The following is an 18,973-nucleotide window of genomic DNA, read 5'->3' on the forward strand; positions in this document are numbered from 1 at the left end:
GAAGAGGTCACACCCGTTCCCATGCCGAACACGGAAGTTAAGCTCTTCAGCGCCGATGGTAGTTGGGGGTTTCCCCCCTGTGAGAGTAGGACGTCGCTAGGCAATCTGAGTCTTCCCTGAGGGGGAGGCTTTTTTTATGTTTACTCTATTAAGTCTGGTTGATGATCTCCGCTTCAGGGGGACGCTTTCTGCGGCCGGGCGGTGAGCTAGCAGGCTTCGCCGTGCTTTGTCTCACCTGTCCCTTCATGCCGCAGGAGTCGCCCCCTTCCGCTTCAATCACCAGCTATGCTGAAAAATAGTCAAATTTAACAAAGCTTTGTCATTAAGATCCTTTTAAAGAACAATTTCTCAAAGGCGTCAGCCGAATGGGGAATCCTTTGTGTCGCCAGATCTCCTTTTGTTTAACCGGGTCCCTTCAATAAAAACTTCATCATCTCTTCAGGCACTTGCCGGGCTGAATCAGTGAGAAAGCTTTTAATAATCGGGTAGTCCAATGTCTCTTTATAAGTCATACATATATGCCACCATTCTGTTTCATAGCGTGCGAGCATACTGAGGTTGTAGAGGATCAGGTAGTGCGCCTGAAGCATATAGACAGAGGGATGCTTTTCATGCAGCGAATTGAATAATTGCTGCATATCACATGTGATTGTTCTTGGTGTGCAATTCAGCAGTTTTTCAGAACACGTCGCATACAAGCCATGCTTTTGAATTTTGACTGTGTCTTCTAAAAAGCTGTAGTGTTTCTTTTTGATTTTACGCGAGGAGACCCCGTGTGCGAGCTGATTCGATTTTTCAGGGTGAAAAGGGTCTTTCATCGTGATCGCTGCCTTTAAGAGGTGAATCATGCCGTAAAATTGCAGAACAGGCTGAATGCTTGCGGTTGATTGAGCAGATTGCCTGTAAAACAGTTCAGCGTGTTCGATATGTGCGCTGTAAGATGCTGCTTTTTCAGCGGCCAGCCTTTCAGGATGAACGAATCCTTTCCTTGAATAGGTAGTGTATAAATGTTGAATGACGTAATGTTTCGTATATAAGGGAAGGTAGTGATTCCAGTCAAAGTCAGACGTCATACTAAAAATCTCCCAACTATTCTTAATAATCGAACTTATTCTTCCATTATTGACACACACGGGACCGGCTGATAACCTTACAATAATATTTTTGAGACGGGGAGGAAATTGACAATGTGGGAAACGAAATTTGCTAAAGAAGGTTTGACGTTTGATGATGTGCTGCTGGTCCCGGCTAAATCTGAGGTATTACCGCGTGATGTTGATCTGTCAGTTGAGCTTACGGATACAATTAAATTAAATGTTCCGATTATGAGTGCCGGTATGGATACGGTAACTGAAGCTGCGATGGCGATTGCAATGGCTCGCGCAGGCGGCCTTGGTGTAATCCACAAGAGTATGAGTATTGAAGCACAGGCTGAACAGGTTGAGCGTGTTAAGCGTTCTGAGAGTGGGGTCATTACAGATCCGTTCTTCCTGACTCCAGATCATCAGGTGTTTGATGCAGAGCATTTAATGGGCAAATATCGTATTTCCGGTGTTCCGATTGTCAATGATATGAATGAGCAGAAGCTTGTTGGGATTATCACAAACCGCGATCTTCGTTTCATTCAGGATTATTCAATGAAAATTGATGAAGTCATGACTAAAGAGAATCTCGTGACGGCTTCTGTCGGTACGACTTTAGACGAAGCTGAAAAAATTCTTCAGCAATATAAAATTGAAAAGCTTCCTTTAGTAGATGATAACGGCATTTTAAAAGGCTTAATCACGATTAAGGATATTGAAAAGGTCATTGAATTCCCAAATTCTGCAAAAGATTCAAAGGGACGTCTTTTAGTGGCTGCTTCTGTCGGTGTGACAGCGGATGCTGAAAAGCGTGTGCAGCAGCTTGTAAAGGCGGGTGTTGATGCAATTGTCATCGATACAGCGCATGGTCATTCGCAGGGCGTGCTGGATACGATTGCAATGATTCGCCGTTCATTCTCTGATGTTGTCATTATCGCTGGAAACGTTGCAACTGCGGAAGGAACAAAAGCACTGATTGAAGCAGGTGCTGATGTTGTGAAAGTTGGAATCGGACCAGGTTCAATCTGTACAACACGCGTTGTTGCAGGTGTCGGTGTTCCGCAAATTACTGCTGTTTACGATTGTGCGACTGAAGCGCGTAAACACGGTAAATCTATTATTGCCGATGGTGGAATTAAGTATTCAGGAGATATCGTGAAGGCACTTGCTGCCGGTGGGCACGCTGTGATGCTCGGAAGCCTGCTTGCAGGTACAACTGAAAGCCCAGGTGAAACGGAGATCTTCCAGGGACGCCGCTTTAAAGTTTACCGCGGAATGGGTTCAATGAGTGCAATGGAAAAAGGCTCAAAAGACCGTTACTTCCAGGAAGATGCGAAGAAGCTTGTACCTGAAGGCATTGAAGGACGTACAGCTTATAAAGGACCGCTTGCTGACACAGTGTATCAGCTGGTTGGCGGTATCCGCAGCGGAATGGGTTATTGCGGTTCAAAGAATCTGTTCGAACTGCGTGAAGAAGCACAGTTTATCCGTATGACTGGTGCAGGCTTACGCGAAAGCCATCCGCATGATGTTCAGATTACAAAAGAATCTCCAAACTATTCAATGTAATCAGGTGAATCATTTTACACATTCAGGCAGGACTCCATTCTTACGGGGGTCCTGCTTTTTTGTCACTGAACAGTGCTATTCTGGCTATACTTTTTGGTAAATAATTATGATAGAATTACAAAGGTGTACATAGAAGAGCGTAGGCGCCTTGGTCAGCCCTGACAAGCATAAGGCGCGTTGAGAGAAATGGGTGAACTTGCCCATTTTCTCAACGTGACTTATGACTCGAGGGCTAGGCGCTGTAGCCGGACACAGATAACATATCGGAGGTCTAACATGTTTAAAACAAAAGTGTTACGTAAAGCGACAGCAGGTGCGCTTGCGTTTGGATTATTTTTTGGAAGTGGTGCTTTTACGCACGAAGCAAAGGCAAATGTGATTCAGAACTGGGAAGTGGATGCAGCGATTCTGCTTGAAGCAGAAACTGGTAAAGTATTATTTGCTGAGAACGCTGATACCCAGCTTGGCGTTGCAAGTATGACAAAAATGATGACTGAATATCTTCTTCTCGAGGCAATTGCTAATGGTGAAGTGACCTGGGAAGATCAATATACTGTAACAGATAAAACGTATGAAATTTCTCAGGATACATCTTTAAGTAACGTGCCCTTACGCAATGGTGAGCAATATTCAATTCAGGAGCTGTATGAAGCAATGGTGATTTATTCTGCAAATGCTGCAACGATTGCACTTGCAGAGACAGTTGCCGGCACTGAAGGTGAATTCGTCAAAATGATGAATGATAAGGCTGCTGAGCTTGGTCTTGAAAGTTATAATTTTGTTAACTCAAGCGGACTGAACAACTCAGATATGATGGGTTACCATCCGGAAGGTACAGGCGTGGATGAAGAGAACGTAATGTCAGCACGCAGTACCGCGAAGCTTGCTTATCATTTGTTGAATGACTTTCCAGAGGTTCTTGAAACATCAAGTATTCCTAAAAAAGTTTTCCGTGAAGGCACTGAAGATGCAACTGATATGGAAAACTGGAATTTCATGCTCCCTTCACTCGTATTTGAATATGAAGGTGTAGATGGCATTAAGACAGGTACGACTGATTTTGCAGGGTATACATTTACAGGAACAGCTGAGCGCGATGGTATGCGTCTGATCTCAGTTGTCATGAATGCAACGGATGAAAATGGTGTTGGTTCTTACGGCGCTCGTTTTGGTGCTACTGCAGAACTGTTCGATTATGGCTTTGGTAACTTCTCTATGCAGGAAATTCTGCCTGCTAACTATACAGTAGAAGGACAGGAAACACTGTCTGTTGATAAAGGAACAGATGATTCAGTTGGGATTGAGGCAACTGACCCGATCCAGGTGATTCTTGAAAACGGCCAGGACCCGGCAGAATTTACACCGGAGCTTTTACTGGATGAGTCTCTTTTAAATGAAGATGGCGAACTGACTGCACCGATTGAAGAAGGTTCTCAGGTCGGTACACTCAGTATGGCTGCTGCAGGCGGGGAATTCGGCTTCCTTGATGACAGTATGGCATCTTCTCTTGAAACAGAAGTTGTCACAACTGAAGCAGTGGAAAAAGCAAACTGGTTTGTTCTCAGCATGCGCGCAGTCGGCGGCTTCTTCGGCGGACTGTGGGATACAATTATGACGACGGTTAAAGGCTGGTTCTAAAAAATATTTATGTGATCCTTTAATGCGCTAAAACCAAGTGATATTCAAGGTTTTTAGCACCATTTAGCGCTTTAAAAGCACTTCGTGTCTTGACATGGAGTGCTTTTTTAGTGAAGATAAAAGGTGGGATAACGAAAAGCTGAAGGCGCTTGTCTAATGTCTGAAGCTGGACAGCATTCTTATCTTAATCAGATCAAACTTTACCAGTTCTAATGGAGTAAAGGGTAGACCCCGGGACTTCATGGACTGTTCTACAGGATGAAGGAGGCTTTTACCATGAATACAGGTACGGATCGTGTAAAAAGAGGAATGGCTGAGATGCAAAAAGGCGGCGTGATTATGGACGTTGTCAATGCGGAGCAGGCAAAATTAGCAGAGGCAGCAGGTGCGGTAGCAGTAATGGCACTTGAGCGTGTGCCATCTGATATTCGTAAAGAAGGCGGAGTTGCCCGTATGGCAGATCTTCGCATCGTAGAAGAGGTTATGGGCGCGGTAAGTATTCCGGTCATGGCAAAAGCAAGAATCGGGCATATTACAGAAGCCCGCGTACTTGAATCAATGGGTGTAGATTATATAGATGAAAGTGAAGTATTAACGCCGGCGGATGAAGAGTATCACTTAATGAAGAGTGATTTCACAGTACCATTCGTATGCGGATGCCGCGACCTTGGTGAAGCAGCACGTCGCATCGGTGAAGGTACGTCAATGCTTCGTACAAAAGGTGAGCCAGGAACGGGTAACATTGTTGAAGCAGTTCGCCACATGCGTAAAGTAAATGGACAGATCCGTAAAGTTGTGAATATGTCTAAGGATGAGCTGATGACAGAAGCGAAACTGCTTGGTGCATCATTTGACCTTCTTTTAGAAATTAAAGAACTTGGACGTCTGCCAGTTGTAAACTTCGCTGCAGGCGGCGTTGCAACACCAGCGGATGCTGCACTGATGATGGAGCTTGGCGCTGACGGTGTATTCGTTGGATCAGGTATCTTCAAATCAGATAACCCTGAAAAGTTTGCACGTGCGATTGTAGAAGCAACAACACACTATCAGGATTATGAGTTAATCGCAAAAGTATCAAAAGAGCTTGGTACAGCGATGAAAGGGATGGAAATCTCATCACTATCATTAGAAGACCGCATGCAGGAGCGCGGTTGGTAAGAAAGGGCTGATCATCATGACAACAATTGGTGTTTTAGGTTTACAGGGAGCGGTTCGCGAACATGTCCGTTCAATCGAAGCAGGCGGTGCCAAAGCGGTTGTCGTGAAGAAAGCAGAACAGCTCTCAGATATTGACGGATTAATTTTACCAGGTGGAGAAAGCACAACGATGCGCCGCTTGATTGATGTATATGGTTTGATGGAGCCGCTAAGAGCATTTGCTGCTTCAGGCAAGCCGATGTTTGGTACATGTGCCGGACTGATCCTGCTTGCAGGAGAAGTTGTCGGGTATGATGAGCCACATCTTGGTGTAATGGATGTTGTCGTTGAGCGAAATTCATTCGGCCGTCAAAAGGAAAGCTTTGAAGCAGACCTTTCGATTACAGGCATTGAAGGAGATCCTTACACAGCAGTCTTCATCCGTGCGCCGCACATCGTATCAGCAGGTCCTGATACAGAAGTGCTCGCCACACACAACGAACGGATCGTACTTGCGCGCCACGGACAGTTCCTTGGCTGCTCATTCCATCCGGAGCTGACTGATGACCACCGTTTGACTGAGTATTTCATTAAAATGGTTGAGTCACCAGCAGTCGTATTATAAAAAACAGTTGATCTTTTATGGGTCATGTAGTAACCTAATTTTTATCAAAACAAACGAAAAGCTGTGACAGAAAGCAGTAGCGAAATGTGCTTATTGAAGAGAGCCTGCGGTTGGTGAGAGCAGGTATAAGACGTTCGTGAATCCATTCTGGAGCGGGAATCCGAAATTACAGTAAGATTCCACGGGCAGGCACCGTTATGCCTTAAGCGGAAAGTACACATGTGCTTTCAACCAGGGTGGTATCGCGGGCTTCAACTCTCGTCCCTTATTATTTTTAATAATAAGTGGGCGGGAGTTTTTTGATTTTTGGAAGTCGAAGTCTGGGACAGACCCAGACTTCGCAGCAGCTTTTTAACCATTTAAAAAGAGGAGGAATCATCATGTTGGATTTAAAACGTTTACGTAATAATTTTGAAGAAATAAAAGAAAAGATGGCAAAGCGCGGGGAGGATCTGAAGGATTTTGATCAGTTCCAGGCGCTTGATCAGGAACGCCGTGAGCTGATTACAAAGACAGAGGAGAAGAAGAGCCGTCGTAATGAGGTGTCTCAGGAAATCGCGCAGATGAAGCGTGAGAAGAAGAATGCAGATGATGTGATTGCTGAAATGCGCGGTCTTGGAGATGAGATCAAGCAGATTGATGAGCGTCTGCGTGAAGTGGAAGAGAAGCTTGAAACGCTGTTGCTTTCTATTCCAAACGTACCGCATGACAGCGTGCCGGTTGGCGATACAGAGGATGATAACGTAGAAATCCGCAACTGGGGTCAGATCCGCGACTTCGATTTTGAAGCAAAGCCTCACTGGGACGTGGCGACTGATCTTGAAATGCTTGATTTTGAACGTGCTGCAAAAGTAACAGGCAGCCGCTTCGTCTTTTATAAAGGGGCAGGTGCACGCCTTGAGCGCGCACTGATCAACTTCATGATGGACCTTCATCAGGATCAGCACGGCTATACTGAAATGCTGCCGCCATACCTTGTAAACCGCGCAAGTATGACTGGTACAGGACAGCTGCCGAAGTTTGAAGAGGACGCTTTCCGTATCGAAAAGGAGGACTTCTTCCTTGTGCCGACGTCTGAAGTGCCTGTCACAAACTATCACCGTGATGAAATTTTAAAAATTGATGAGCTGCCAAAAGCGTACGTTGCTTACAGCGCAAACTTCCGCTCTGAAGCTGGATCTGCCGGCCGTGATACACGCGGACTGATCCGTCAGCACCAGTTCAATAAGGTTGAGCTTGTACGCTTTGCGAAGCCTGAAGAATCTTATGAAACGCTTGAGAAACTGACTGGTCACGCTGAAAAAGTACTTCAGCTGCTTGAGCTTCCATATCGCGTGATGAGCATGTGTACAGCGGATCTTGGCTTCACAGCTGCGAAGAAATATGACATTGAAGTATGGATCCCAAGCTATGGTACTTACCGTGAGATCTCTTCTTGCAGTAACTTTGAAGATTTCCAGGCGCGCCGTGCAAACATCCGCTTCCGCCGCGAGCCAAATGCAAAGCCAGAGCACGTGCATACGCTAAACGGCAGTGGTCTTGCCGTCGGCCGTACAGTCGCTGCGATTTTAGAGAACTATCAGCAGGAAGACGGCAGTGTAGTGGTGCCTGACGTGCTGCAGCCTTATATGGGTGGTAAAACAGTTATTTCTAAATAAGTGAGTTGAGAGCTGTCCCTGGGTGGGGCGGCTCTTTTTGGTTGCTGGAGCGGGAGCGGGGGATGTAGCAATTGTGGCTGAAGTTGTAGTGGTTCGTACGCCGGTTGTAGCGATTCACCCGGGAAGTTGTAGCAATCCCCCCGGCGTGCGGTAGCATTTCGGCTTTCGGATGTCGTATTTGCTTTAATCCCGCGAACCCTCTTCATGCCCTTGGGAAAACAAGAGCCTGTTTCTGAAATGCATGGGGCGCGGCTTGAGTTGTCGCAATTTCTGTCCAGGTTGTAGCAGTCCGCGCTGAAGTTGTAGCGATCCACCCGGATACTTGTAGCAATCGCCCACGCCCCCTGTAGCAATTCTGTCAAACGAATGCCGTATCCACAAAAACTCCTCACTTGACGTTTTGATACCATCCGGCGTATGATATCTTATAAACTTATATTCCGATCAGAAAGGTATGATATAAATGTCAGCATCCCTATCTATCCCGCGTCCGCTCGTACGGGCCAATCAGTGGACCATTGTTCTCACCGTTGCAGCAGTCTGGATTACAGGTTTCCATCACTTATTACTCATTCCGCTTCTTGCAGGATTTGGTGGCGTATTATTTAATTTCAATCCAATAATGCGTCTGGCTAAGCAGTTTTTAAAGAAGCCGATGAGCAGCTACATTCCTGAAGACCGTTCGGATCAGCGATTTAATCAGATCCTTGCCGTATTTTTTCTTGCAGGCGGCTATATTTCTTTCAGTTTTGGGTGGACAATTGCAGCGTATACCTTTACAATAATGGTTGTGACTGCGGCATCAGTTGCAATCATGGGTTTTTGTGTCGGATGCTTCATACGTTTCCAATGGAAGCAATGGCAGTATCGCCGAACAAAAACATCTAAAAGTTTTTCATAAATCTTTTTAAAAAAGATTGACGGGAACTATAAAACCATGATATTATATTTCTTGTCGACAGGGAGGTATACCCAAGTCCGGCTGAAGGGATCGGTCTTGAAAACCGACAGGGGTGTAACAGCCCGCGGGGGTTCGAATCCCTCTACCTCCTCCATAATTTTTAAATTAAACATCAACGCGCATAAATTGGAGAAAGTCACTGCTTCGGCAGTGGCTTTTTTGTTGTGTTTTGTTGTGTTCGGCTCATTTTATCTCCAATGAATCACGTTGTTTCATGAGAATGTATCAAGGGAAATATAGGGTAAATGTTATGGGGGGCGTTATCATGTTCATGAATGTGATACAGACAGAAGAATTAACGGGGCAGTGGCTCGATTTTTTTAGTGACATTCATTGGACTCAGCTGTTTTTATTTATCTTTTATGTATTTTGCATCTTCGCAGTGCGGAGTATCGTATTATTTTTGACAAGAAAACTCAGCAAAAATAGTATTATGAGACATTTGCATGGAATTATAGAAATTTTATTGAACTGGGCGACAACTTATGGCGTTTTATTATTAATGTTATTTTACTTCTCGTCTTCTTACTGGATGTTCGAACCAATCTTTGAAGTAGGCGGTGTCAGTATTACGGTATTTCTTGTGATTCTGGCAATTTTAATTGTATCTCTTGCTAACCGCATTTCAAGAATTACCACCCGCTACATACTTCCAAACGTATACAAGCGTTATCATCTTGACCGCGGAGTTCAGTTTACTTTTGATCGTGTTTTTCACTATACAGTGATGGTGATTGCGCTGGTTGTCAGTTTGACAACGGTAGGCATTGATCTTAGTGCATTGACTGTATTTGCGGGCGTTTTAGGTGTGGGGATCGGCTTTGGCCTCCAGAATATTGCTTCTAACTTTATCTCAGGTATTATTTTGTTATTTGAGCGTCCGATTAAAGTAGGTGACCGTGTCATAATAGATGATTTAATTGGGGATGTTGAGAAAATCAATATGAGGGCGACCGTGATTAAAACCATACATAACGAACATGTCATTGTACCGAACTCATATTTTCTTGAAGAACAAGTAGTCAATCGTTCGTATGGGGATCCGCGCATGCGGCTAGTTATTCCTGTAGGTGTTGCTTATGGATCTGATGTAAATAAAGTAAAAGAGTTGTTACTGCAAGCTGCACATGAAGAGCACAGAACGCATTCGGTTGTTCTTGAACACCCTGAACCTTATGTGAATTTCAATGCCTTTGGAGAATCATCTTTAGATATGGAGCTATTTGTATGGATCTCAAATTCTAATCAGGTCATTACGACAAAAAGCAGCCTGAACTTCAGAATCAATCAGCTTTTTCAGGAAAATGATATTGAAATCCCATTTCCTCAGCGTGACCTTCACTTAAGAAGCGTCCAAGGTGAGGTATTAAACATATTAAAATCATCAAATAATGATCATGGACAGCACTCTTAACAGGTGCTGTTTTTCTTTTCTGAAAAAAACCGCGAATTTTCCCGACTCCTAATACTAAAAATAAGAACATATGTTTGGTATAATGTGAAAAAGGAGTGATGATATGCAAAAAAATTTATATGAAATCGCTGTGAAAATGCGGACTGGTGGGGAAAGAGAAAGTCTCAAGCTGCTATCGACGTTCGACCCGGTCATTCATAAATACGGCCGGCTTCTGAACGGTGAAGATACCAAGCAGGATCTGAAGCTGCACTTACTGAAGACTGCACGGAAAATGCCGCTTGAACAATTTGAAGAGAAAAATAATAAAGTCATCTTTAGCTATCTTGCAAAATCATTAAAATACGAATTTATTCGTTTATCAAAAAAGAACAGTAAAAAGATCGAAATCGAGAAGGCTTTTGAAGTGAAAAATGTTGCAGGTGAGGCGATGAATTCAGAAATTGAACTGCTTGAAATGATGGAGGTGCTGACCGCCCAGGAGTCATTTGTCATTGAGTGTATATATGTAAACGATCTATCAACAACAGAACTTGCCCATTACATGAAGATTTCAAGACAGGCGGTGAACCAGACGAAAAACAGAGCGCTGGAGAAAATCAAATGTCTGTATTTTGGGCATGAAAAAGAGAAAAGGAAGCTATCAGATTCAGTGCAGTGACCAGACCACAAGAATAGAAGCTCCTTTTCCCTGTCTCAATTATAGCTTATTTGAGATGAGAATTCATGCATGGAAAAACCCGGCGGTGTATCGAAATCACCGCCGGGTTTCTTAACGCCCATCCTTCTTCAGCAGCATCTCAATCAGCTGCAGCGTCTCCTCAAGCTTCCGATTCGTCTCAAAAAACTTATCCTCCCGCTCCTTGTTCATCCGCAGCACATAAAACAACAGCCCCGCAAACAAAACCGCAAACACACCCTGTGTCGACAATACATCAATCAGAATTTTCTCCATCAAAAAATCCCCCTTTTACTCTACATAAAAGGAGGATTAAATCGTTTTGTAAACATACGTTATTAATTTTACTTGAATGCTTTTGTAACAATGACTCACTCAGCTGGTCCTTGGAGTGGAGGGCGAAGACTCCCGCCCCAGGAAGGGACAGGTGAGACCCCGCAGAGCGAAGCTCGAGGAGGCTCACCGCCCGGGGGCAGGAAAGCGAAGCCCTCCACGGAAAGGATCAGCGGTTATAATAGGTTATTTTTTTAACAAAGAAGTCTGCTGAATAAACGACCCGATCTTCTCAAGAATCGGATCAATCGAATCCGGATCCTTTACAAGATCATAATCATTAATATTCAGACGCAGCACAGGACACGCATTAAACGAATCAATCCAGTTCTCATAGCGCCCGTGCATCTCTTCCCAGTAAGCAAGCGGTGTTTCCTGCTCCATCGGGCGGCCTCTTGCCTGGATGCGCGTTACAATATCATCAATTGACCCTTCAAGATAAACAAGCAGGCTCGGATGAGGGAAGTATGGCGTCATGACCATTGCTTCAAACAGGCTCGTATACGTTTCGTAGTCAACTGGTGACATTGTGCCTTTTTCGTAATGCATTTTCGCGAAAATGCCTGTATCTTCATAGATCGAGCGGTCCTGAATAAAGCCGCCGCCGTATTCGAACATACGCTTTTGCTCCTTGAAGCGTTCTGCAAGGAAGTAAACCTGCAGGTGGAAGCTCCATTTTTCAAAGTCTTTATAGAATTTATCTAGATAAGGATTGGCTTCAACTTTTTCAAAAGACGTTCTGAACTGAAGGTGTTCAGCAAGCTTTTGAGTCATGGTTGATTTGCCGACGCCGACTGTTCCTGCGATTGTAATGACAGCATCGTTCGGGATGCCGTATCGTTCACGTGCGTTCATAGTATAGTACTCCTTTTAAGTAATGATTCTTCGACCTTTTGAAGGACTAGTTCGAGGTCCTGCTCGTAGTTGACGAAATCAATGTCGTCACCGTTGATCCGCAGTACCGGAATTTCCGGGTGCGTTTTCTCGAAGTGATGAATGAATTCATCATAATCTGCTGAGAGCTGCTCTAAGTAAAGCGGGCTCATATCTCTTTCAAATTCGCGGCCGCGCAGTTTTACGCGCTTGAGTAATGTCTCGAGGCTTGCGTGAAGGTAGACAACAACATTCGGCTTTGGCATGTCAGCTGTCAGAATGCGGTACACTTCAAGGTACTTATCGTACTCCTCAGGGCGCAGTGTGCGTTTTGCGAAAATGATATTTTTGAAAATGTGGTAATCTGCAGCGACAGGCTTCTGTGCTGACAGATAGTGACGCTGAATATCGCTCAGCTGTTTATAGCGGTTGCAGAGAAAGAACATCTCTGTCTGGAAGCTCCACTCATCAATGTTTGAGTAGAATTTATCTAAAAAAGGATTCTCATCGACAATCTCTTTTAACAAATGAAAATCAAAGTGTTCGGAAATGGCTTTTGCAAGAGACGTTTTACCAACGCCAATTGGCCCCTCCACAGTCACAAACGGAATGGTCGTCATTCTCGTTTTCCTCCTTATTCTCCAGTCAAGCCGGTTCAGTTCGCACCCGTTATTGTACCACATTCACCAGGTGAAAAGTAGGCGGGATTAGACGAAAAAAGACAAGGTGCGTGATATACAGCACCTTGCCCTGGATAAAAATTATCTGAGTTTTACAGGGGTGAACTGGTCGCCAAGGAGCAGCCAGTTCTGTGGGAAAGAAAGGCCGAGTTTCCAATAACTCATCCCCCGCAGGTTCAATTCTTTTAACAGATCAAATTTTGCCTGAATGGACCGGGCATCCTCAAACCAGATGATATGGTCCTTGCCGTCAGTTGTGTACTCGATAAAAGGCGCCTGAGCGGTCGTATCATATTGAATCGGCACGCCTTGCGTTGCAGCGATTTCGATTGCCTGCTGTGGACTGATCGCACGCGCCTGGGTGCCCTGTACAAAAGGCAGCGTCCAGTCATAGCCGTACAGGTTCTGCCCCATCATGATTTTACTGGCAGGCATTTCAGTAAGCGCATATTCAAGCACATCTCTCACAGGACCGATTGGAGAAACTGCCTGCGCAAGTCCTCCGCTATAACCCCATTCATAGGTCATGATCACGACAAAATCCACGATTTCACTAATCGCTTTATAGTTATGCGCCTCATACCATCTCCCAGGCTGATCCGCCCGCGTTTTTGGTGCGAGTGCAGCTGATACGAGCCACCCTTCCTGTGAGTAACGCTCCTTTGCTTTTGCTAAAAATGCGGTGTACGCTTCCTCATCTTCAGGGCGGAGATACTCAAAATCGAAGTGAATATCACGGAAGCCGTATTGCTTAGCAGTTGTTTCTATATTATCCAGCAGATTATCCTGCACCGTCATATCATTTAACAGAATCCGGCCGAGTTCGTCGTTGAATCCGCCTTCTTCAAGGTTGGTAATCACCATCATTAACGTATTACGATTCGCATCGGCAATCGGGACAAACGGTTCGACAGGCAGTGTGCTGAGTGAGCCGTCGCGTTTTGCCTGGAAGCTGAACGGGGCAAGATAGGTTAAATAGGGAGCGGCTTCCCTTGTACGGAGCAGGATGTTTTCAGAAACCGTTTCTCCAAAAGGCTCTGCGTATGCATTAAATTCTGCAGGCGTCTTTGGCTTTGGCGGTAAATAAAGGCGCCAGCCGATTGCAAGCGGCTGCTCAGGTGACAGTCCATTGATGGAGGCGAGCTCCTGATAGGTGATACCGGCTTTCTGGGCGATTGCATAAAGGGAGTCTCCTGCCTGCACAAAATAAAAGCTTCCTGTAATCGGGATCACAAGTGCCTGACCCGGTACGAGTTGATCCGGATTCGGCAGCTGATTGGCATCTGCAATCTGCTGGGGTGTAATGGAATAGAGTGCGCTGATGGTAAACAGATTCTCACCCGGTTGAACGACGTGAATTTGCATAAAGAACTCCTTTCGCATATAGAGAAGATAGACGCTATTTTCAACTATATGATAAGATCAGAAAAAAATGAGCAAAGGACGAATGTGATGACTGAACGCGATGAATACTGGATGCAGCGGGCAATGGAGGAAGCAAAAAAGGCTGAAGCGATCCGCGAAGTGCCGATTGGTGCTGTGATCGTGAAAGATGACGCGATGATCGCCTCTGCTTATAACCTGCGGGAAACGACGCAGAATGCTGTCACGCATGCGGAGCTGCTCGCAATTGAAAAAGCGTGTGACGCTGCTGGAAGCTGGCGCCTTGAGAATACAACGCTTTATGTCACACTGGAGCCCTGTCCGATGTGCAGCGGTGCAATTTTGCTGTCACGCGTGGACCGCGTCGTCTATGGCGCGCGTGATCCGAAAGCGGGCTGTGCCGGCAGCCTGATGAATCTGCTGGAGGATGACCGCTTTAATCACCGGTGTGAAGTTGTGCCGGGTGTGCTTGGTGAGGAGTGCGGACAGATGCTGACGGACTTTTTCAGGGGGCTGCGGGAGGAAAAGAAATTGAAGAAGCAGATGCTGAAAGATCCTGATTGATTTTTCTGTCAGCAGGTAGTATACTAAATCTTGCGTCGTCAAAAGGCGCAAATGAATATTGGTCTCATTTTTGCCGTGCTAGGTGGGGAATTAGCGGTGCCCTGTATTCGCAATCCGCTCTAGCGAAACTGAATCCCTTCTCGAGGCTGCCATGCTTCATGGTCTGCCTTCTGTAAGTGGTGTTGACGTTTGGGTCCTGCGCAATGGGAATTCATGAACCATGTCAGGTCCGGAAGGAAGCAGCATTAAGTGGAACCTCTCATGTGCCGCGGGGCAGCCTGAACCGAGCTAACTGCAGGAGTAACGCATGGGGCTGTCAGTCGACAGAAGGTGCACGGCATTTTAATTTTATATAATCAAAGTCACTTCGGATTTTCCGGGGTGGCTTTTTTATTTTGTGTGATTTGGATGCGGCCAGGGTGACGGGGTGAGTCTGAATACCTGAAGTGTCGAACATTAGCCGGTGAACGTCGAACGTAATGGTTTAAAGAGCAAACTCTTTGTATTGAACGCCGAACTAGCATAATTAAAGCGCGAAACCCCACTAATGAAACGTGAACCATATTCAAACGGCAAAGTATAGTGCAGTCCGGCGTAGGTCAAATGATACTTTTCTAAGAACGATCACGTTTTTTCTCTGAACCAGACGAGTTTTTCCACGAACCACCCTCTGTATTCTTTGAACAACCCACATATTTCTCTGAACATCACTCATTTTTCTCCGAACCCAACCACTTCACTCTTTTAAAATAACCACAGCACCGTAAAAAACCTTCATACGACTTCCGGGGGATTCCTCTCTTTTTGAAGTGTCAGCAGCATCGATTTGCGTTATACTGAAGGGAGGAATTCATTACAGATGAGGAGGGTACACCAATGGCTTATCAAGCGTTATACCGCGTGTGGCGCCCGCAGGAATTTGCTGACGTTGTAGGGCAGCAGCACGTGACAAAAACGCTGCAGAACGCCCTCTTACAGGAAAAAATCTCCCATGCTTATTTATTTTCCGGCCCCCGTGGTACCGGAAAGACAAGTGCGGCGAAAATTTTAGCCAAAGCGGTGAACTGTGAGCATGCACCAGTAAAAGAACCGTGCAATGAGTGTGCGATCTGTAAGGGGATTACAGATGGCTCGATCTCAGATGTCATAGAACTCGATGCCGCTTCAAATAATGGTGTCGATGAAATTCGTGATATCCGTGACAAAGTAAAGTACGCGCCGAATGAAGGGCGCTATAAGGTATATATCGTCGACGAAGTGCATATGCTGACGCCTGGGGCTTTTAATGCGTTACTTAAAACGCTTGAAGAACCGCCGAAGCACGTTATTTTTATCCTCGCAACAACTGAGCCGCACAAAATTCCACTGACGATTATTTCCCGCTGTCAGCGTTTTGATTTCAAAAGAATCACTGCCCATGACATTACAGGGAGAATGCAGCATATTGCGGAATCATCCGGCGTTACAGTTGAGGAAAGAGCGCTTCATATTATTGCGCGTACTGCTGAAGGCGGGATGCGGGATGCTCTCAGCCTGCTTGACCAGGCAATTTCATTCAGCGGTGAGCAGGTGACCGTTGAAGATGCATTGACGGTTACTGGTTCAATTGGACAGGAGCAGCTGACGAATCTCGTAAAAGCGATTATTGATCAGGATACGGCTTCAGCACTTGATGCCATTCACCGTCTACTGGAAGAAGGGAAGGATCCTTTACGGCTGATCGAGGACCTGATTTTATACAGTCGTGATCTGCTGCTTTATAAAACAGCGCCTGAGCTTGAAGATTCCCTTGAACGAGTCCTGTCAGATGATGCGTTTAAAGAAATCGCGGAAACCGTTGAGTCGGACCTGCTTTATCAGTATATTGAAGTGCTGAATAAAACGCAGCAGGAGATGAGGCTGTCCAATCATGCGCGAACCCATTTAGAAGTAGCGGCTGTGAAGCTTTCCCAGTCGGAGCGACCAAAGACCGCGCAGGCGGTAGATATTCCGGATCTGCAGCAGCTCATCAACCGCGTCAATCAGCTTGAAGGGGAATTGAAGAAGCTGAAGTCAAACGGCGTTCAGGAAGAACCGGCACAGACTGCAGCGCCGGCAGCGAAAAAGCAGACGCGTCAGAGTACATTTAAAGCACCGACAGGCAGAATTAAAGAAGTGCTCAGAAATGCGACAAAAGATGATATTTCACAGATTAAAAACCGCTGGGGAGACATGCTTGAGAGTATGAACCGCCAGCAACTGAGATCGCTCACAGCTCTTTTAAATGAAGCTGAGCCAGTTGCAGCATCTCAGGACACTTTTGTGTTAAAATTTAAATATGAGATTCATTGCAAGATGGCAATGGAAAACAATAAGCTGACTGACACAATGCCTTCCATTCTTCAGGAGCTTACAGGCACTTTTTATTCAGTGATTGGTGTTCCGGAAGATCAGTGGCTTGAGATTCGCGAGGACTTTATTCAGAATCAGGAGGAATCTGAGGAGGATGGAGAAGCGAAGGAAGATCCGCTGATTGAAGAAGCAAGGAAACTTGTTGGCTCAGACTTACTCGATATTCAAGACTAAATTATTCGGAGGTAATACACATGCGTGGTGGAGGAAATATGCAAGGTATGATGAAGCAGATGCAGAAAATGCAGAAGCAAATGGCAAAGGCACAGGAAGAGCTTGGCGAAAAGCGTCTGACTGGTACAGCTGGTGGTGGAATGGTAACAGTTACTGTTTCAGGTCACAAAGAAGTTGTAGATGTTGAAATTAAAGAAGAAGTTGTAGACCCAGAAGACATCGAAATGCTGCAGGACCTTGTTTTAGCCGCAACAAATGAGGCGATGAAAGCAGCTGACGAATTGACCAACTCTACAATGGGACAGTTCACTAAAGGCATGAACCTCCCGGGGATGTTTTAACACGTGCACTACCCGGAACCAATATCCAAGCTGATTGACAGCTTCATGAAACTGCCAGGCATTGGGCCGAAAACAGCGGCCCGGCTGGCGTTTTTTGTATTAGGAATGAAAGAAGACACAGTGCTCGATTTCGCAAAAGCGCTGGTCAACGCTAAGCGGAATCTCGGGTTTTGCTCTGTCTGCGGACATATAACAGACCAGGATCCATGCTATATCTGTGAAGATCAAAAGCGCGACCGCTCGATTATCTGTGTCGTTCAGGATCCTAAAGACGTCATTGCAATGGAAAAAATGAAAGAATATACAGGGCTTTACCACGTCCTGCACGGGGCAATCTCACCAATGGACGGTATTGGTCCGGAGGATATCAATGTACCGGATCTCTTGAAGCGTCTTCAGGATGATGAAGTCCAGGAAGTGATTTTAGCAACAAACCCGAATATTGAAGGTGAAGCAACAGCGATGTACATTTCAAGACTGCTGCGCCCTTCAGGCATCAAAGTCACCCGTATTGCCCACGGTCTCCCTGTTGGCGGTGACCTTGAATATGCAGATGAAGTCACGCTTTCAAAAGCACTTGAAGGCAGAAGAGACGTATAACACCGATTCAAAGGAGCTTGTGCCATGCTGTTTCGTAAAAAAGGAAAGCTGAAAAAAGAGTATGACGACCGGCTCGTTCACCTGATGCAGCAAGTCAGGGAAGAATGGCAACAACAAAAAAATTTGTCAGACTTAAGCTTTGAACAAAGTCCACAGATGCTTGCTGAAGAAAAAATGGCCGAAGCGCGCTACTTTTATCTATTTAAAGAAGCACGCCACCGGAAGATTGTCATAAAGTAAATTACCCGGGCATATAATATGTATACTACTTACTTTATAAAGGGGAGAAGTGTACATGATCTGGCTGTGGGTGCTGGGGACGCTCACGACTGTCATTTTGATTCTGGCGGTAGGGACCGTTCCTTTTTTAAAATGGCTGTGGCGGATCGCGACGAAATGGGTAGTAGGGCTGGGTCTGCTTTTTCTGATTAATCGCTTTGGCCAGGAGTATGGATTGTATGTACCAATGAATCCACTTACGACTGGAATAGCAGGTGTCCTTGGACTGCCGGGGACTGCTGCGCTTGTTTATATCTTTACGAGAACATAAAGAGGTTCCGCAAAAGAAGAAGTTTTCTTTTGCGGAACCTTTGTCCGTCATATAGAAGAAACACGGAAATTTAACGCTTGTTTTAATACTGAAGAACGTGATTTGAAAAGAAATTAAAATCTTTTTCTAAAAAGGGTTGCATTCATTTGAATAATCATGGTATATTATTTCTCGTTGCTTCAACAACGCAGCACACAATCAAATCACACATGAACAAACAGCGAAAAACTTTTTTAAAAAAGTAATTGACTTAAAACGCTGAAAGATGTTATGATAGATTGGTCGCTTGAGAGAGCAACACCGCATTCCTTCTTATAAAGA

19 protein-coding genes, 1 tRNA gene, 1 rRNA gene, 1 other RNA gene and 1 other annotated feature are annotated in these 18,973 nt (G+C 45.3%); of the genes, 17 read left to right on the top strand and 5 right to left on the bottom strand.

The genetic code is table 11. From position 1 onward, the window contains the following. Window positions 1-102, top strand: a 5S ribosomal RNA gene (gene rrf, locus ACH6CZ_RS16110); the annotation flags it as partial. A 299-nt stretch (window positions 103-401) separates the two neighbouring features. Here rrf and ACH6CZ_RS16115 read toward each other — a convergent pair. Next, entirely contained in the window at window positions 402-1,073 is a 672-nt protein-coding gene (locus tag ACH6CZ_RS16115) for a YaaC family protein (protein WP_374098462.1), read from the bottom strand. A gap of 114 nt (window positions 1,074-1,187) precedes the next feature. Between ACH6CZ_RS16115 and guaB the strand changes: the two genes are divergently transcribed. The 9 genes from guaB to ACH6CZ_RS16160 all read left to right on the top strand — a co-directional run bounded on the left by guaB (window position 1,188) and on the right by ACH6CZ_RS16160 (window position 10,745). Next, the gene (guaB, locus tag ACH6CZ_RS16120) at window positions 1,188-2,651 is read left to right on the top strand and encodes an IMP dehydrogenase (RefSeq protein ID WP_374098463.1); all 1,464 of its coding nucleotides are present in this window, start codon (window positions 1,188-1,190) and stop codon (window positions 2,649-2,651) included. A 276-nt stretch (window positions 2,652-2,927) separates the two neighbouring features. After that, window positions 2,928-4,289, top strand: coding sequence for a D-alanyl-D-alanine carboxypeptidase family protein (locus tag ACH6CZ_RS16125; RefSeq protein ID WP_374098464.1), 1,362 nt, complete (start codon window positions 2,928-2,930; stop codon window positions 4,287-4,289). Between the two features lie 276 nt (window positions 4,290-4,565). Next, a complete protein-coding gene (gene pdxS, locus ACH6CZ_RS16130) occupies window positions 4,566-5,447 on the top strand; it encodes a pyridoxal 5'-phosphate synthase lyase subunit PdxS (RefSeq protein WP_039806097.1) in 882 nt (293 codons plus the stop codon). Between the two features lie 16 nt (window positions 5,448-5,463). Then, on the top strand, window positions 5,464-6,051 hold the full coding sequence (pdxT, locus tag ACH6CZ_RS16135; RefSeq protein WP_374098465.1) for a pyridoxal 5'-phosphate synthase glutaminase subunit PdxT: 588 nt from the start codon (window positions 5,464-5,466) through the stop codon (window positions 6,049-6,051). Window positions 6,052-6,105: 54 nt separating this feature from the next. After that, window positions 6,106-6,320, top strand: a binding site (T-box leader). A 111-nt stretch (window positions 6,321-6,431) separates the two neighbouring features. Continuing rightward, window positions 6,432-7,709 carry a serine--tRNA ligase gene (gene serS / locus ACH6CZ_RS16140; protein ID WP_374098466.1) on the top strand — a complete coding sequence of 426 codons (1,278 nt, stop codon included), beginning with the start codon at window positions 6,432-6,434 and terminating at the stop codon, window positions 7,707-7,709. Between the two features lie 463 nt (window positions 7,710-8,172). Further along, window positions 8,173-8,610, top strand: coding sequence for a DUF4395 domain-containing protein (locus ACH6CZ_RS16145; protein ID WP_374098467.1), 438 nt, complete (start codon window positions 8,173-8,175; stop codon window positions 8,608-8,610). 61 nt (window positions 8,611-8,671) lie between these two features. Continuing rightward, window positions 8,672-8,764: transfer RNA gene (locus ACH6CZ_RS16150), tRNA-Ser, on the top strand. A 171-nt stretch (window positions 8,765-8,935) separates the two neighbouring features. Further along, on the top strand, window positions 8,936-10,084 hold the full coding sequence (locus tag ACH6CZ_RS16155; RefSeq protein WP_374098468.1) for a mechanosensitive ion channel family protein: 1,149 nt from the start codon (window positions 8,936-8,938) through the stop codon (window positions 10,082-10,084). A gap of 103 nt (window positions 10,085-10,187) precedes the next feature. Continuing rightward, window positions 10,188-10,745, top strand: a complete 558-nt coding sequence (locus ACH6CZ_RS16160; protein ID WP_374098469.1) for a sigma factor-like helix-turn-helix DNA-binding protein — start codon at window positions 10,188-10,190, stop codon at window positions 10,743-10,745. 111 nt (window positions 10,746-10,856) lie between these two features. Here ACH6CZ_RS16160 and ACH6CZ_RS16165 read toward each other — a convergent pair whose 3' ends face one another. The 4 genes from ACH6CZ_RS16165 to ACH6CZ_RS16180 form a co-directional block, all read right to left on the bottom strand. Next, window positions 10,857-11,039 (bottom strand): BhlA/UviB family holin-like peptide, encoded by a 183-nt coding sequence (locus ACH6CZ_RS16165; protein ID WP_041120737.1) that lies wholly within the window; start codon window positions 11,037-11,039, stop codon window positions 10,857-10,859. Window positions 11,040-11,282: 243 nt separating this feature from the next. After that, window positions 11,283-11,951, bottom strand: coding sequence for a deoxynucleoside kinase (locus ACH6CZ_RS16170; RefSeq protein WP_374098470.1), 669 nt, complete (start codon window positions 11,949-11,951; stop codon window positions 11,283-11,285). Beyond that, window positions 11,948-12,589, bottom strand: a complete 642-nt coding sequence (locus ACH6CZ_RS16175) for a deoxynucleoside kinase (protein WP_374098471.1) — start codon at window positions 12,587-12,589, stop codon at window positions 11,948-11,950. Before ACH6CZ_RS16175 ends, ACH6CZ_RS16170 begins: the two co-directional genes overlap by 4 nt. A 141-nt stretch (window positions 12,590-12,730) precedes the next feature. Next, window positions 12,731-14,014, bottom strand: a complete 1,284-nt coding sequence (locus ACH6CZ_RS16180) for a glycosyl hydrolase family 18 protein (RefSeq protein WP_374098472.1) — start codon at window positions 14,012-14,014, stop codon at window positions 12,731-12,733. 87 nt (window positions 14,015-14,101) lie between these two features. On the opposite strand from ACH6CZ_RS16180, the gene tadA reads away from it, so the two are divergent. From tadA to ACH6CZ_RS16215, 7 genes are all read left to right on the top strand, one after another. Next, on the top strand, window positions 14,102-14,596 hold the full coding sequence (tadA, locus tag ACH6CZ_RS16185) for a tRNA adenosine(34) deaminase TadA (RefSeq protein WP_374098473.1): 495 nt from the start codon (window positions 14,102-14,104) through the stop codon (window positions 14,594-14,596). Between the two features lie 73 nt (window positions 14,597-14,669). Further along, window positions 14,670-14,934, top strand: an RNA gene (gene ffs, locus ACH6CZ_RS16190) — signal recognition particle sRNA large type. A 538-nt stretch (window positions 14,935-15,472) separates the two neighbouring features. After that, window positions 15,473-17,161 (top strand): DNA polymerase III subunit gamma/tau, encoded by a 1,689-nt coding sequence (dnaX, locus tag ACH6CZ_RS16195; protein WP_374098474.1) that lies wholly within the window; start codon window positions 15,473-15,475, stop codon window positions 17,159-17,161. Between the two features lie 20 nt (window positions 17,162-17,181). After that, a complete protein-coding gene (locus ACH6CZ_RS16200; protein ID WP_039806113.1) occupies window positions 17,182-17,502 on the top strand; it encodes a YbaB/EbfC family nucleoid-associated protein in 321 nt (106 codons plus the stop codon). A 3-nt stretch (window positions 17,503-17,505) separates the two neighbouring features. Continuing rightward, on the top strand, window positions 17,506-18,102 hold the full coding sequence (gene recR, locus ACH6CZ_RS16205) for a recombination mediator RecR (RefSeq protein ID WP_039806115.1): 597 nt from the start codon (window positions 17,506-17,508) through the stop codon (window positions 18,100-18,102). Between the two features lie 24 nt (window positions 18,103-18,126). Next, window positions 18,127-18,342, top strand: a complete 216-nt coding sequence (locus ACH6CZ_RS16210) for a YaaL family protein (RefSeq protein WP_374098475.1) — start codon at window positions 18,127-18,129, stop codon at window positions 18,340-18,342. A gap of 55 nt (window positions 18,343-18,397) precedes the next feature. Then, window positions 18,398-18,652 carry a pro-sigmaK processing inhibitor BofA family protein gene (locus ACH6CZ_RS16215; RefSeq protein ID WP_322422760.1) on the top strand — a complete coding sequence of 85 codons (255 nt, stop codon included), beginning with the start codon at window positions 18,398-18,400 and terminating at the stop codon, window positions 18,650-18,652. Window positions 18,653-18,973 lie beyond the last annotated feature (321 nt).

Source organism: Jeotgalibacillus sp. JSM ZJ347 (assembly GCF_044383825.1).
Classification (GTDB): domain Bacteria; phylum Bacillota; class Bacilli; order Bacillales; family Jeotgalibacillaceae; genus Jeotgalibacillus.

Bases quoted from the DNA above. Each gene is read 5' to 3' on its own strand.
- ACH6CZ_RS16115 (WP_374098462.1), bottom strand. From the start codon at position 1,073: ATGACGTCTGACTTTGACTGGAATCACTACCTTCCCTTATATACGAAA.
- guaB (WP_374098463.1), top strand. From the start codon at position 1,188: ATGTGGGAAACGAAATTTGCTAAAGAAGGTTTGACGTTTGATGATGTG.
- ACH6CZ_RS16125 (WP_374098464.1), top strand. From the start codon at position 2,928: ATGTTTAAAACAAAAGTGTTACGTAAAGCGACAGCAGGTGCGCTTGCG.
- pdxS (WP_039806097.1), top strand. From the start codon at position 4,566: ATGAATACAGGTACGGATCGTGTAAAAAGAGGAATGGCTGAGATGCAA.
- pdxT (WP_374098465.1), top strand. From the start codon at position 5,464: ATGACAACAATTGGTGTTTTAGGTTTACAGGGAGCGGTTCGCGAACAT.
- serS (WP_374098466.1), top strand. From the start codon at position 6,432: ATGTTGGATTTAAAACGTTTACGTAATAATTTTGAAGAAATAAAAGAA.
- ACH6CZ_RS16145 (WP_374098467.1), top strand. From the start codon at position 8,173: ATGTCAGCATCCCTATCTATCCCGCGTCCGCTCGTACGGGCCAATCAG.
- ACH6CZ_RS16155 (WP_374098468.1), top strand. From the start codon at position 8,936: ATGTTCATGAATGTGATACAGACAGAAGAATTAACGGGGCAGTGGCTC.
- ACH6CZ_RS16160 (WP_374098469.1), top strand. From the start codon at position 10,188: ATGCAAAAAAATTTATATGAAATCGCTGTGAAAATGCGGACTGGTGGG.
- ACH6CZ_RS16165 (WP_041120737.1), bottom strand. From the start codon at position 11,039: ATGGAGAAAATTCTGATTGATGTATTGTCGACACAGGGTGTGTTTGCG.
- ACH6CZ_RS16170 (WP_374098470.1), bottom strand. From the start codon at position 11,951: ATGAACGCACGTGAACGATACGGCATCCCGAACGATGCTGTCATTACA.
- ACH6CZ_RS16175 (WP_374098471.1), bottom strand. From the start codon at position 12,589: ATGACGACCATTCCGTTTGTGACTGTGGAGGGGCCAATTGGCGTTGGT.
- ACH6CZ_RS16180 (WP_374098472.1), bottom strand. From the start codon at position 14,014: ATGCAAATTCACGTCGTTCAACCGGGTGAGAATCTGTTTACCATCAGC.
- tadA (WP_374098473.1), top strand. From the start codon at position 14,102: ATGACTGAACGCGATGAATACTGGATGCAGCGGGCAATGGAGGAAGCA.
- dnaX (WP_374098474.1), top strand. From the start codon at position 15,473: ATGGCTTATCAAGCGTTATACCGCGTGTGGCGCCCGCAGGAATTTGCT.
- ACH6CZ_RS16200 (WP_039806113.1), top strand. From the start codon at position 17,182: ATGCGTGGTGGAGGAAATATGCAAGGTATGATGAAGCAGATGCAGAAA.
- ACH6CZ_RS16210 (WP_374098475.1), top strand. From the start codon at position 18,127: ATGCTGTTTCGTAAAAAAGGAAAGCTGAAAAAAGAGTATGACGACCGG.
- ACH6CZ_RS16215 (WP_322422760.1), top strand. From the start codon at position 18,398: ATGATCTGGCTGTGGGTGCTGGGGACGCTCACGACTGTCATTTTGATT.